The sequence below is a fragment of the Kocuria sp. CNJ-770 genome (genome assembly GCF_001942375.1).
GTDB classification, from domain to species: domain Bacteria; phylum Actinomycetota; class Actinomycetes; order Actinomycetales; family Micrococcaceae; genus Kocuria; species Kocuria oceani.
Genome location: NZ_MKJW01000131.1, coordinates 1 through 13008 on the forward strand (window position 1 = coordinate 1; position 13008 = coordinate 13008).

The window sequence follows — 13008 nt, forward strand, 5'->3', positions numbered from 1 at the left end:
CCCGGTGGCCAGCTCGATCCCTAGGGTGAACGGGTTCCAGGGCAGGTCCCCGGTCACCGGGGTCAGCACGTTCCCCAGGTGGGTCAGACCGACCGCACCCATCACGGCGGCGAACAGGATCAGGATGCCGATGAAGCTCTTGTTCTGGTCGTTGGTGTTCATGCGTTCACCCGTGCCTGTGCGGCCGCCCAGGCGGCGTTGGTGTCGTGGACCCGCATCTCTCCGGCGGTGAGGTTGGTTTGGAACGGCACCCCGGGGGCCTCTCCGGTTTTCAACATGAACCGGCCCCGCCCCGGCGGGGGTGAGGTGCGCCCGGTCTTGGGGTTCACCGAACCCTCAGCGGACCAGGCCACCAGCAGCGCCTTCTCCTGCTCGGAGAGCGGGAACACGGTCTCCAGCATCCCCATCTCGTTCTGGGCCAGCCCCCCGAGAACCTTCATGGAGGACCGCTCCATGAACCCCGTGGCGATCTTCGTCAGCTCCTCAGTGGAGAGCTGGAGGTCTTTCATGGAGTGGGTGATCAACAGCTGCCCGAGGCCCTTAGTCCGGTTCAGGCGGGTGATGCCGTCGATCTGGTGCACCAACAGCTCCGAGGCCCGCAGGGCCTGCCACAGCTCGTCCATGATCATCAGGTGGTGGCGCTCCTCCATCAGCCCCGCCTCAGCCAACGTCTTAGCCGCCGAAATCCCGGCCTGGGCATAGGACCAGCACACGATCTGCACCGCCGCCCGCAGGTCCAGCAGGGTCTCGTCGATGGCGGAGAGGTCGAAGTCCACCGACTGGTCGATCTGCATCTCCTCGGAGGTCTGCCGGCAGAACACGTCCCCGAACGGACCATGCGCCCCAAGGGCATTGAGACCGGCCAGCAGGTTGCGCACCTGCCCCCGATAGGAGGTCTCGTCATCGACCAGGATCGCGGCCATGATCGCCGGCCGCGCGGCCGTGATCACGTCCACCACGTCGCCGATGATCGGTTGCCGGCCCTGGGCCTCGGCGTGCTCGGCGGCCTCGGTGATCGCCATCGACAGCACCGTGGGCTCCTGCTGGCGGGCATCCAACGGTGCCTTGAACACCAGCTCCAGCAACCCGGTCAGGGCGTTGAGGCGGCGGCTGTGGATTTCTGCGCGCATCTGCCGCTGCAACGCCTCCGGCAGCTCCCCCAGCCGGCGCCACAAAGGGCCAGCATCCAGAGGGTTGATCGACCCCACCCCGGGGGCGACCCGGATGACTTGGCCACCGACTTCGACGGTGAGCCCGGCCAGGTCCGGCTTGACGTCACTGGCCCCGACGAACAGGAACCCCTGGTCCACCAGGGCCAGGGCCATGCGCACGGCCACCGAGGACTTCCCCCGGGCCTGGAGACCGAGGATGAAGCAGGAGGGGGAGGAGATGATGCCGCGCAGGAACAGGTTGATCGGGTCCCCGCACACCACCGAGCCGTTGAGCTGATTGCGCCCCAGCACCGCCCCGACCAGGGGTGAGGAGGTGCCCACCGCGAAGGGCCACAGCCCGGCCGTCTGGTTGGAGGTGGCGGTGAACTCCGGGGGTGCCTCCACCCAGGAGATCATCCCACCGTGGGCGACGTCCACGCCCTTCTCGGTGAGCTCCCGGAACTGCCCGGTGCTCTGAGCGGCGGAGCGGCCGAAGACCTTGTTGAGGATCGAATCGGTGAGCTGGTCGAAAGCAGACATCACAGCGCCTTTCGCACATCAGCCGGAATCGTGGCCACGGCATCCGGGACCACACCCAGACCGAGGTTGAACGCGAACGCCGCATCGTCGTTGTAATCGCATTCCCGCAATCCCAACTGCACCCCCTGGGAGGCGTTGCGCCGCAGGGTGGCCGCCACCCGCGGCAGCTGCTCGACCCGCTCCACGGTGGCGGTCACGACGATGGAGAACCGCACCAGCGATGCACCCTCGGCCTGCTCACGCTCGGCCTTCCTAGCCTTCTCCAGAGCGATGATCTGAGAGCTGGTCGGGCGGCGGTTCTTCTGGTTCGCCGCGAACTGCGCATTGGTCAACGACTGCTGCACCTGGGTAGCGGACTTGTCCGGGGACTGCGGCCGGTAGAACACCGTCACCCGCTTCTGCAGCATCTCGGAGTTGGGCGCCAGCAGCGCCACCAGCGCGTTCTCCCGGAACGTGCCGGCGGGGGGACGCCACATCTGCCAGGACTTCGAGACCACCCCGCCGTGCTCATACCGACCCGGGGACCCGACCACCCGGGCGGCGGAGGGGCCGACTTCTTCCCAGCGCAAACCGGTGCCGGCCTCCGACAGACGGGCCTTCTCCACCGCCGCAGCCGCCAACGGGTTGTAGGCGACATAGGTCTGGTCGATCAGGTCACTCTCCTGCATCAGCGACACCGACCCGGCACCGGCCTGCTCGAGTTGTTCCAGGAATCCGCTCAGCAGCGAGGAGACGTCCGTGGCCAGTTCCTCGGCGGTGCGCTCGGGCACGCCCTCCCCCGCGTTGGCCCGGGCGCTGAAGGTCAACGCGATCCACTGCTCCAGCTTGGGCACGTCCTGGTTGAGGTTGGCCACCACCTCGTCCATCGTCGCCCGGGCGAAGGCCGGCACCGACTGGGACCCCGCCTGAGCCCGGCCCACGGCCACCGCATCCGGCAGCCGCTCCCCCGGGTCAGTGGTGGACTGGGTGGTGACGGAGACCTGCACCAGCTCCGTGTTCGACCCGGCATCACGCTGGAACGCCGCCCAGGTGCCCACCATCCGGTCCACCCGGTCCTGATCCAGCAGCCCCAGCCCGGAGGAGTTGGCGATGACGAACACGGTTCCGGTCTTCAACTTCGGGTGCCACAGCATCACGCCCTCATGCCCGAACAGGTCGGTGAAGGACACCGGCTCGGTCGCCGCCAGCACCCCGGGGGCGCGGAAGGAACCATCAGGGATCTGCGAGGTCGGCCCGGCCTTGTAAGTGGTCCGGTGGTTCTTCTCCGCCCGGGAGAACATGCCCCGGGCGATCCACCGCTCAGGCTTGGAGCGACCGTTGCGGTCCTTGGACCCGAGCACGGTGGCCACGATGAAGGCGGCCACCGCGACGCCGGCAGCCACCCAGATTTGGGAGGCCATGATGAATAAGAACACCAGCACCGACCCCACACCGAGGACCACGGTGGAGACCATCGAAAACCCCAACAGCCCGGCCGTCTTATCCTCGGCGATGTTGCCGTACTGCCGCACGATTACCTGGTTGCTACTCACAGATCCTCACCACTCTCAATGGATTGTTCGCTGTCTCGGACGACTTCTCGCAGCCCGAATTCCAGTCGTTGGCCGTTGATCAACGGTTTCTTGGCGCCGGTGGCCGAGGACCCTTCCCCGCCCGGGTGCCCGGCCGGTGCGGCACCATTGGTCGCAGCCACCGGCTCGGCACCGGCCGGCCCCGACGCCTCGGATGCCCCACCGGCCGCTGCCGGGGACGAGCTCGAGGTCTGCACCTGCTCCGCACCCGAGGCCCCGCCCGGGCCGGTGCCGGCGGCACTACTCGGGGCAGCACCTGTGCCGGGGCTTTGGACGTTCTCCGCACCAGAGGCCCCACCGGTCGTGGTCCCCGGCGCGGAGGTAGTAGCTGCACCGGCCGTGGTGCTCTCCACGTTCTCTGCCCCGGCCGGTCCACCGGCCGGGGCAGACCCACCAGCACCAGTCGATCCCGGGGCTCCGGTCGTACTGGAGGCACCACCTCCAGCGCCAGAACCGGCCCCGGCACCCGTGGCGCTGGCCCCGGAAGCACCGGCACCTCCACCCGAGGCACCGGCAGCACCAGCACCGGCAGCACCAGTGCCGGCAGCACCAGCTCCGCCGGCACCTGCCCCAGCGGCTCCGGCAGCTCCACCGCCAGCTCCAGCACCCGCAGCTCCACCGGCAGCTCCAGCGCCAGCGGCCCCGGCTCCGGCGGCAGCTCCGGCGGCCAGGGCGCCGACACCAGCGGTGACCGCGCCAATAGCCACCGCACCACCGAGCATTGCCAGCCCACCAGCACCCATACCGCGCGGCCCAGCACTGACGGCCGGGACCACGACACGGGCCAGGGCGGGCATCGACAGGCAGGCGGAGAAGATGATCACGGTTCCGGTGAGCAGGGTGATCACCTGGTTGGCCACCTCACCGTCACCGGTACCGCTGATCCCGTTCATCAGTGCCAGGCCGAAGCCGTAGAGCACGGCCGCGACCGGCTTGAACAGGATCACCGAGATCAGCCAGCCCACCGCTTTGTCGAACGCCTTGCGTCCCCGCTCCGTGGTCGAGGCGGCGGCGAAGATCGGCAGGATGCCGCACAGGGCCCCGGCCACCCCGTAGGAGAAGACCACCAGGGCCGCGTTGAGGATCGCCCCGAGGATGGCGAAGGGCGCCAACACGATCAGAATTCCAGCGGTGGTCAGCGCCATCGTTGACCCGGCCACAGCGTCCAGGTCCATCGACTGGCCCAGCCCGTCCCGGGCCGCGTTGCCGGCGATCGTGTCCACCAGCCACGGGGCGACCTCATCGGTGACCGCCAGCGACAGGGACACCATCGAGACCGCTAGGCCGGAGACCACCACGGTGCGGATCAGTCCCATCACCAGGTTCTCGGCCGACTCCCGGTTGTGATCCCGAGCGATCCGCAGCACCGCAAAGGCCGTGCCGATGATGCCGGCGACCCCGACGAACGTCGTCGTGGCCCTCTGCACCCGTTCGGTGGCCGAGCCCGGGCCCATTTCCACGGCGCCGATGTTGAGCCACCAGGTGCCCACGAAGTCGAGCATCGTCGTGAAGATTTCCACCAGCTTTGGTCCCCACTCCACGTAGGGCTGGCCCTGGTGCTGGTCCCCGGTGATCATCGAGGTGCCCGAGGCCGGGTCCAGCTTCCAGTCCCCGTCCTCCCACACCAGATCAACCTGACCGGCGATCGTCTGCGTCAGGCCGTTCTCCGAAGGCAGGTCGTAGATCAGCTGGTAGGACGCCGCCTCGTCGGTGTAGTGGTCCTGGGAGTAGCCGATCAGCGTGGCCGAGGATGCGGCCAAGCCTCCCTTGGCTTCCTCCAGCCCGTCGCGGATGCGCTGGGCCTTTTCCTCCAGGCGGTCCCGGTTGGGGCCTTCTGCGATCGCCACCTCCGAGTCCTTGGCCGCGTCCTCACTCACCGAGGGGTCCAGAGCCATCGCATAAGTCGCCGCAGCCATCAGCGACCCGGCTTCGGAGTGGGCGTAGCCCACCCGCAGCCCCGAGTCCCGTCGCTCACAGCCGCCGAACTCCGGGGAAGAGGGCACCACGTTATAGCCAGCAGCCACCCAGTCCAGGACCTCGGGGGCCTCATCGGCCACCGAGGAGGTGTCCGTGCTCAGCTGAGCCTGGCAGTCCCAGGCGAAGTCCTCCCCGGAGGCGGGGGCAGCTGCCTCGGCTTGCCCCTGGGTGGGGGCAGCAGGGGCAGCAGGTGAGGTAGGGGCCTGGGCCTCATCGGGGGTAGTGAGGTTGCGGATGGTCCAGCCGGCCACCGCGACCAGCAGCAGCACCAGGGCGATGACCGCCGGACCGAACCAGCGGGGGCGGGTCCGAGTTTTGTTGTTGTTGTTCGTGTCCATCGGGGGGTCTCCCTGTCGTTGCGGTGCCGGGTGAGGAACGGGGGCCGGCTCAGCCGCCGGTGATCATGTTCCAGATCGCCCCGGCCGCCCCGAGCAGAGCAGCAGCGACCAGCGGCCACACCGGGGCCTCGACCTCATCACCACGGCGGCGGTTCCGCCCGGCGGTGACGAGCCCGAAGATGAAGTAGACGAACAGCACGAGCCCGGCGGCCCAGAGAATCCAGCCCAGGATCATGGTCACGTTCTCCATCCCCGGGGGCTGGGTGGGAGTGGCGTTGATGGCCGGGATCATCAGGGCGTTGAGGGTGTTGACGAACATTGGGGGGGTTTCCTTTCTCAGTGCCCGGTCTGGGCGATTTTTTCGATCTTCCGCAGCACGGTCTTCAATCGAGTGCTGGAAGCAGTGGGGGTGGTTCCGACCTCACGCCACGAAGACTCGTAGGGGACGGTCATGGCCACCGGGAACATGCGCGCCACACCACGGGCGAAGGTCAGGGTGGGCTTGGTGACCCGGTTTTTGGGCCGGTCGTGGATGATGACCAGACCGACCAGCTCATAGGGCAGCTGCCCGGTGGCGGACTTCCGAGCCAGCTGGGCGGCTGCTTCCAGGGAGGTTGCGCTGGTGGAGCACACCAACAAGGCACGGCCCGCCCACTCCGGCTCCTGCACAGCCGCGTCCACGATGGACTCGGAGCACAGCCCGGCCAGGGTGGTGGTGCCCACCCCGCCGGAGGCGCCGACCAGCCACAGCGTGGCCGGGGTGACCTCCACCGGGGCGGCCGGCTCCTCGTCCGTGACTGGTTCCTCGGCCATCCTCTGCTGGAGGTTCTGCGGGCCGCGGATGGAGTCCCGGGACCCGAGGATCGGGTCCTCTTCCATCGGGTCCTCTTCCTCGATGACCTCCGGCGCTGCCACGAAGGGGTTGCGGGGGCTGTCCACGATCACAGTCCCTCCCGCACTGCTGCTCCGGCTCGGAGCCAGGCCCGGCGGGTGGCCGGGGTCATCGCGGAGAACCGCACCCGACCCTCCACCAGCGCCCGGTCATAGGGGATCGTGATCACGGCACGGACGTAGGGGGCGAACTCGGCGGCCAGTTCCGTCGCCTTGGTCTTCTGGTGGCCGGGCTCGCAGCACAGCACCACCAGCACCGCATTCCGGGCGAGCTCCTGGGCGTGGGTGTCTCCGGCGTGCAGGGCGGCCAGCACCCGGGAGGCGCCCTCGGCGGCGTCATCGACGGACTTCACCGGGATCACCACCTGATCGGCGTGGCCGATCATCGCCTGCCAGTTCGCCCCGCGTTCGGTGTTGCCCGAATCCATCACGATCGCCCGGTAATACTTCGCGGCCACCGCGTGCAGCCGATCCACCTCATCCCCGGTGACCATGTGCCGCTCCTGGTCCCCGGAACGGTCATCGGAGCGCAGCACGTCGTACCGGTCCGCCGGCTGGTGGTGGACGTACCCGGACAAATCCCCCACCCGGGCATCGGAGGTCATGAAGTGCTCGGTGCGCCCCAACAGATCCACCACGGTCGCCTCATGGCCGGCATCAAAGGTGCGCCAGCCCAGCGACCCCAGGGAGTTGTTGTTGTCCCAGGCCAGCACCCCGCCACCGGAGAGCCGGGCGAACACGGCGGCCAAGCAGATCACCGTGGGGGTCTTGCCGGCCCCGCCCTTGGGGTTCAGCACCGTGATCGTGCGCGGGCCCGCCCAGTGGGCCGACACCGCGGCCTCGTCCTGGCGTTGGCTCAGCTCCGCGGCTGAGGGCGCCAGGCTCAGACCTATCGAGTTCAGCGCCCCGCGCCACCCGTGCTGGGCCGGGGCGTCCACCTCGGGGCGGTCCACGAAGGACGGCAACGCCTCCCGCCGGCTGCCAGCCGCGGGTTCCGCCACTGACTGCCCCGCAGGTTCCACCACTGTGTGAGCCGTGGCGGGGCGGCCGCCGAGGAACGGATTAGGTGCAGTGGCGGCGGCCCCAGCTGGAGCAGCAGGGGCCAAATCCTCCTCAGCCGCAGCAGCCTCCGGGGCGGTCTCCACCGACGCCGGCACCACCGGCTCCACAGCAGGCTCGACCGACTCCGCGGGGGCCGGGGACTCGAAGGGGGCCGCTGCCGGGGCCACACTTTCCTGCCGGGAGGTGCCATCGGCGCCGACCAGGAACGTGCGGGACCCCGAGGGGTCCTCGATGTGCAGCTGCATGTCCTGGCTGGTCTCCTCCGCCAAGGTCTTGGCCGTAGCCATCACGGCCCGGCGGGCATCGCCCACGGTGGAGTGGTTCTCACGGGTGATCTGCCCGGCGGTGTCCAGCTCTACGGCACCGGTGGAGTCGATCGTCGCGGTCATTCTCATCAGGGGGTCTCCTTGGCAGTGGGGGTAGGGCTCGCAGTCGGTGAAGTGCTGGCAGTGGGGCTGGCCGTGGGGCTGGCCGTGGGGCTGGCCGTGGGGGTGGGGCCGGTCTTGACCAGGGCGTAGAGGGAGCCATCGGTGGAGCCGTCCACCCGGGTCATCGCCATCCCGTTGTCCGTGATGACGTCGGGCACCGCCGCCTGATCAGCCCTGGTGGTGGCTTCGGTCTGCCCGTCGCGGGTGACCTGGATCTGCTCACCGTCGTTGGTGACCCAGGCGTAGCCGGCGGCCAGCTTGGCTTGGCCATCGAGGCGGTGGACGGTGGTGGCTTCCACATCGACCAGCACCGTGGAGGCCAGCAACAGCCCGTGGACCCGATCGGCCTGGACGGCGGAGGTGGTGATCTGGGCGCCGTCGAGTTCGCGCACCGCGACCTGCTTCACCGCGGTGACGTCGGTGGCCTCATCGACGTCGTAGAATCCGACGACCGTCTGCTTCCCGTCCTTCCACGCCGCCACCACCCGGCCCTCCACGCTGCCGAGCACAGCGGTCAGCTCCGCGCCCTTAGCCGGGGCCGGCAAGGTCGCCGGCTTAGGCAGGGCGGCCGAGTCGGTGCCGACCCGCCACACCTTCCCCGCCTTGGCATCAGCGGCAATCAGGTCATCCCCCTGAGCCTCCAAAGGCTTAGCGGCCGCCGGCACCACCCGGGAGACGGTCGACCCGTCCGCCTTCACCAGCAGCGACTTCTTGGTGGGCAGATCCAGCCGGGGCACCGTGCCGCCGTCCAGGACCACACTCGCCTCCTGGGGGACCTCCACCCGGATCGGGTCCGAGGAGTCCGGGGTGAACAGCACCAGCTCCTTGCCCGTGGCGGCCGCCAAACGGGTCTGCCCGTCCACGGTGAACACCGCCAGCTGGGTCACGGTGAACGGTGCGCTACGGTTCCACTGCTCCACACCCGTGGCCGGATCGTGGCCAATGAGCTTGCTGCCCTCGACACTGACCGGGCGGCCTTCCCAGTCCAGGACCGCCTTGACCTGGGACCCGGACATGGAGGTGGCCCAGGCACCGTAGGTGTCCCACCCGGCCGGAGCCGGCACCGGCAACTGAGCCGGGGGCGGGGTGTGCACCACCGCGACCGGCTCCCGGTCATCGTCGGTCAGGTTCATCGCCACTGAGGTGCCGGCCGTCAATCCCAGAATCCCGACGCTGCCCCAGATCGCCAGGGCACGACGACGCTGGCTCACAGACCGGGCACCCCTCTTGCGCGTGCTGGTGCTGCTCCCGACCTGCCGGGCCCCATTGCTGGTGGCAGGCCCGGGGCCAGCCGGGGGCTCGTACTCCTCCAAGGTGCCCAGCTCGGCGTCCACGACCATCTCGTACACCGACCCGTCCTCGGTGTGACCCTGCACCCGGCACGCCTTCAACCCCAGCCGCCGGCACGCCTCGGTGGCCGCATCCGCGGCCACCTCGTGCGCGGTGGCGGCATCGAGCACCGGATAGGTCAGCACCTCTCCCTGGGCATCGGCCACGATCTGCTCCGCGCCGAGCCGACGACTTCCCAGGCCCCGGAGTGCTTCTCCAGGTAGATCGTCACGTGCCGGGTGCCGGTGCCTCCGGCCGGTTCCCCGTCGCGGCTGGCCCACCGCCAGGTCACCTTGTACGCCCGCACTGCCTTATCGTCAGCGACGTCGCGGGTCGTATCCCCGATCGCCGGCACCGCCTGAGCCCGGCTGTAGGCCCCGTGCTCGGCCGGGCCGAGCCACGCCCCCTGGGAGGAGTTGCGCTCAGGCTCGACCTGCTGCGCTGCCCACTCATCGGACATCAACGGCTTGGCGCGGATCGCGGCCGTCGTCTCGGTACGGTCCACAGCGGTGTCCCAGGAGTGCAACAGCAACGCCGCCGCGCGGGCGTTGGAGTCCACATCGGTACGGTCCACGTCCTGAATGCGCGGGAACGTCCCGTCCCCAGGGACCTCCGGGGTGGGAATGCTGCTGGGCGTGGCCGAGCTGGTGGGGGCCGCCGCGCTGGAGGAGGCGGAAGTCTCCTGGGCTGGGCTGGTCGAGCACGCCGCCAGGGGCAGGGCGCACAGTGCCAGGGCAGTGATCAGATGGGGGTAGTGGCGGCTCATGTCGGCCACGCTCCTTTCTCTCGCAGGATCGGCTCGGGGTCGATGTTGAAACCCTGATAGGGGAAGACGACGTCGGGGGCGCCAGGCCGGTAGATCTCGAAGTGCAGGTGGGCGGCCATGCCGAACTGGCCCCGGTTGCCCTCCACACCGATCACGTCACCGCGGGTCAGCCGTTGGCCCTTCTTCACGCCCCAGGAGTGCAGGTGGCAGAAGGCGAACCCGAAATCGGGGTCATCGTCGTTGTCGACCTTGGCGATCACGCACCCGTCGGTGGCGTTGAACCCGGTGATCCGCAGATCGGTGGGCGCGATCACCGGCCCACCGGGCCCGGGGCCGGCGCCCGGGGTGGCGAAATCCAGACCCACGTGGTTCTGCGCCCAATCGGGCACCCCCGGCACATTGCGCCGCCCGTAGCCGGAGGTGAACTTCCCCCCGGGAAGCGGCGCGGTCCACTCCCCCTCCCCGAGGTCCCCATCCCACGCCTTGCCCCCGGCGGGTGCCTCACAACCAGCGGAGAACTCGATCTGACCGCCATCGAGGATTCTCTCCACGTAGCGCTGGGTCTCCGCGAACGGCGGCACACCCTTGTGCTGGGCGACCGCGCCGGGACCTGCGTTGTAGGCAGCCAGGGTCAGACGCACCAACTGGTCCGCGTCGTCGCCAGCCAGGGACTTCACTTCATTCCTGAGCTCTGCCATGTAGCGGCCGTAGGCCGGAATCGCGTCCTCGGGATCAGTGACGTCACCGCCGTTCCCGTACTGAGCCCAGGTCTCGGGCATGAACTGGGCGATGCCCTGGGCCCCGGCGGAGCTGCCGGCATTGGGATTCCAGTTGGACTCCTGCTTGAGCTGGGCGGCCGCGACACTTGCAGAGAGTCCGGCCGTCTTGGCCGCCTCCTCCACCAGCGGACCCCAACCGTTGGGGACGTTGATCACCCCGTCCTCGGGGGCCTCGTCGGAGACGACCGTGGCAGGGATGCACCCGCTACTGGCCGACGCCTGCATGTCCGCCACCAGTGCAAGTCCGGCCACACCCGCGACGGGCACACCGATCGCCATCACCCCGCCCAGCGCCAGGACAGCGATAGCCAGAGTGGATGAGCCGTGGGACTCCTCGTCTCTCACACGTCACCTCCCTTTCCAGCGCCAACCCGTTTGACTGTTTTATGCAGCTATAAAAGTTGTAGCACGTCTTGGCTGTATAAGACGGTCAAAATAAGTTCGGCTCGTTGCGGTATGGGTCTCGGGCCTGAGGCGCGATGTCAGTTGCGTGTGAGGTGTTGCGGGTGCGACACAATGAATTCCGTGCCGTCCGTAGTTCGCCCTGCAGGTCAGCCTGATCTTGTTGCCGAAGCCGCCAAGGTGTTCGGCAACACCGTCCGGCTGTCGATCATCAATGCCCTCAGGCAGGGGCCAGCGCTACGTGCGGACCTGGTGGAACGAACGGGGCTCCCGGCCAAGACTCTCGGTGCTCAGTTGACCGAGCTGGAGGCCATGAATGCTGTGAAGGCGGAGGCGCAGCAGAGCCGTGGCCGGCCGATGCTGTACTACGCGAATCACGCACGGCTCGAGAGGCTGCTGTCTGCTCTCACGCAGTATGTCCTGGCGGATGTGCCGAGTGCGGGTGCGGAGACGCGCATCGAGCCTCACTGATGTCTTCCCATGCCACAGTGCCCTTCCCGTCCAATCCGTATTGAACATGTTCAATACGGATCCTACGGGCAGTCCGTCTAGGGCTCAAATGCTGTGCGGCGCGGCCTACCGCTCGCGCTGGTCCTTCTCGATGACGTCCAGGATCGCCTGGAGGCCTTCGGGGTCGATCTGACCGAGGGCCCGGGCTGCGAAGTTGCGCACCTCGGCTCGTCGGAGGGCGCGGACCGTGTGGAGTTCTTGCTCGACCTGCTGAGGGAGCGGCCCGTCTTCCTGCACGAGGTATCTCGGGTCCACTCCGAACACTTCCCCCAGCGCCCGGAGCAGTTTCTCGTCGGGACGCACCCGGACGTCTGCGGTCTTGAGGTAGTGCCATTTCGTCCGGGAGATGGCCACGCCGCGGTCCTTGAGGCCTTGCTGGATCGTGGTGAAGTCGTAGGGCTGGCCGGCTTCGGTACGCAGGGTGTCCAACAGCAGGTTGATCTTGTCGGCCAAGATCTGGGCTGAACGTTCCCTGTTGGCGTCCCCCACGTCTTTTCTCCTCATGTCACGATCCAGGCGTAGATGCTGCCCAGGAAGGCCAACCCGTAGATGAAGCCTGAGATCACCTGCGGACCGGTGTGGTCCTGGAGCCGGATGCGGCTCCAGCACACCGCCAGGCCCACCGGAACGAACAGCAGCCCGACAACACCCCAGGATGTTGTCAGGGCAACAATAGTTCCGCCCATCATCATGCCGTGCCCGGAGATCTTCCACCACGGACTCACCACAGCGATCACCAGCCCGGCCAGGAACGTGGCCACGAGCAGCGCCACGATCTCGATCGGTCCCTGCAGCAGGATCGCCGCCGTGAGGTAGCTGAGGACCAGCACCAGCACCCCGGCCATCACCGGTCGGCGGTGCTCCTTCACGCTCACGTGGTGGTCGGTGAGGACCCCTCGGCGCACCAGCATGAGGACCACGGCCAGCGGAACCCCGCACACGATCAGGGCCGCGCTGATTCCCCACCACAGCGAGGCCGCAGATGGGTTCGCCCCCCAGGGCAGCGCGATGAGCAGTGCCGCCAGCAGCACCGGAGGCTGGAAGGCTTCCGTGGCGGTTCTCTCCCAGCGGGGGACGACGATCGAGGTGCTCATGATGTGAGTTCAAATCTCCTCTCGGCGGCCTGCAGGGCACACCGTTGCTTTTCCGACAGGCCCGCGTTTTCGGCCCGCAGGGCGTCTTCGACGGCGATGACGGCACTGTAGAGAACCTTCTGGGGATCGGCCGACAGAGCGCTGGACCAGCCCGGAGGGCGTCCACCAGG

General features: G+C 68.5%; 12 protein-coding genes. 1 reads left to right on the top strand and 11 read right to left on the bottom strand.

Features of this window, described 5'->3' with window-relative positions:
• Positions 1–158: 158 nt before the first annotated feature.
• Genes BJF77_RS15815 through BJF77_RS15855 form a run of 9 tightly spaced genes read right to left on the bottom strand, consistent with a single transcriptional unit; the run spans position 159 to position 11177 of the window.
• Complete coding sequence (locus BJF77_RS15815) at positions 159–1691, bottom strand: hypothetical protein (RefSeq protein ID WP_075872772.1); 1533 nt, start codon at positions 1689–1691, stop codon at positions 159–161.
• Positions 1691–3223 carry an SCO6880 family protein gene (locus BJF77_RS15820; RefSeq protein WP_139318612.1) on the bottom strand — a complete coding sequence of 511 codons (1533 nt, stop codon included), beginning with the start codon at positions 3221–3223 and terminating at the stop codon, positions 1691–1693. Before BJF77_RS15820 ends, BJF77_RS15815 begins: the two co-directional genes overlap by 1 nt.
• On the bottom strand, positions 3220–5577 hold the full coding sequence (locus tag BJF77_RS22390; RefSeq protein ID WP_075872774.1) for a hypothetical protein: 2358 nt from the start codon (positions 5575–5577) through the stop codon (positions 3220–3222). The genes BJF77_RS15820 and BJF77_RS22390 overlap by 4 nt, the downstream gene beginning before the upstream one ends.
• Before the next feature lie 49 nt (positions 5578–5626).
• Positions 5627–5896, bottom strand: coding sequence for a hypothetical protein (locus BJF77_RS15830; RefSeq protein WP_075872775.1), 270 nt, complete (start codon positions 5894–5896; stop codon positions 5627–5629).
• Positions 5897–5913: 17 nt separating this feature from the next.
• Positions 5914–6516: a DUF6668 family protein gene (locus BJF77_RS15835; RefSeq protein WP_139318613.1), complete on the bottom strand. Its 603-nt coding sequence runs from the start codon at positions 6514–6516 to the stop codon at positions 5914–5916.
• Between the two features lie 2 nt (positions 6517–6518).
• Positions 6519–7925 (bottom strand): AAA family ATPase, encoded by a 1407-nt coding sequence (locus tag BJF77_RS15840; RefSeq protein WP_075872777.1) that lies wholly within the window; start codon positions 7923–7925, stop codon positions 6519–6521.
• Positions 7925–9454, bottom strand: coding sequence for a hypothetical protein (locus tag BJF77_RS15845; RefSeq protein WP_075872778.1), 1530 nt, complete (start codon positions 9452–9454; stop codon positions 7925–7927). Before BJF77_RS15845 ends, BJF77_RS15840 begins: the two co-directional genes overlap by 1 nt.
• Positions 9427–10053 carry a hypothetical protein gene (locus tag BJF77_RS15850; RefSeq protein WP_075872784.1) on the bottom strand — a complete coding sequence of 209 codons (627 nt, stop codon included), beginning with the start codon at positions 10051–10053 and terminating at the stop codon, positions 9427–9429. The genes BJF77_RS15845 and BJF77_RS15850 overlap by 28 nt, the downstream gene beginning before the upstream one ends.
• Positions 10050–11177 (bottom strand): transglycosylase SLT domain-containing protein, encoded by a 1128-nt coding sequence (locus tag BJF77_RS15855; protein WP_075872779.1) that lies wholly within the window; start codon positions 11175–11177, stop codon positions 10050–10052. Before BJF77_RS15855 ends, BJF77_RS15850 begins: the two co-directional genes overlap by 4 nt.
• A 180-nt stretch (positions 11178–11357) precedes the next feature.
• Here BJF77_RS15855 and BJF77_RS15860 point away from each other — a divergent pair, with 180 nt between their 5' ends.
• Entirely contained in the window at positions 11358–11705 is a 348-nt protein-coding gene (locus BJF77_RS15860; protein WP_139318614.1) for a helix-turn-helix transcriptional regulator, read from the top strand.
• Between the two features lie 105 nt (positions 11706–11810).
• Here BJF77_RS15860 and BJF77_RS22105 read toward each other — a convergent pair whose 3' ends face one another.
• Together BJF77_RS22105 and BJF77_RS15870 are read right to left on the bottom strand one after the other, a co-directional pair.
• Positions 11811–12233: a hypothetical protein gene (locus tag BJF77_RS22105; RefSeq protein WP_083665215.1), complete on the bottom strand. Its 423-nt coding sequence runs from the start codon at positions 12231–12233 to the stop codon at positions 11811–11813.
• A gap of 11 nt (positions 12234–12244) precedes the next feature.
• Positions 12245–12838, bottom strand: a complete 594-nt coding sequence (locus BJF77_RS15870; RefSeq protein WP_075872781.1) for a hypothetical protein — start codon at positions 12836–12838, stop codon at positions 12245–12247.
• Positions 12839–13008 lie beyond the last annotated feature (170 nt).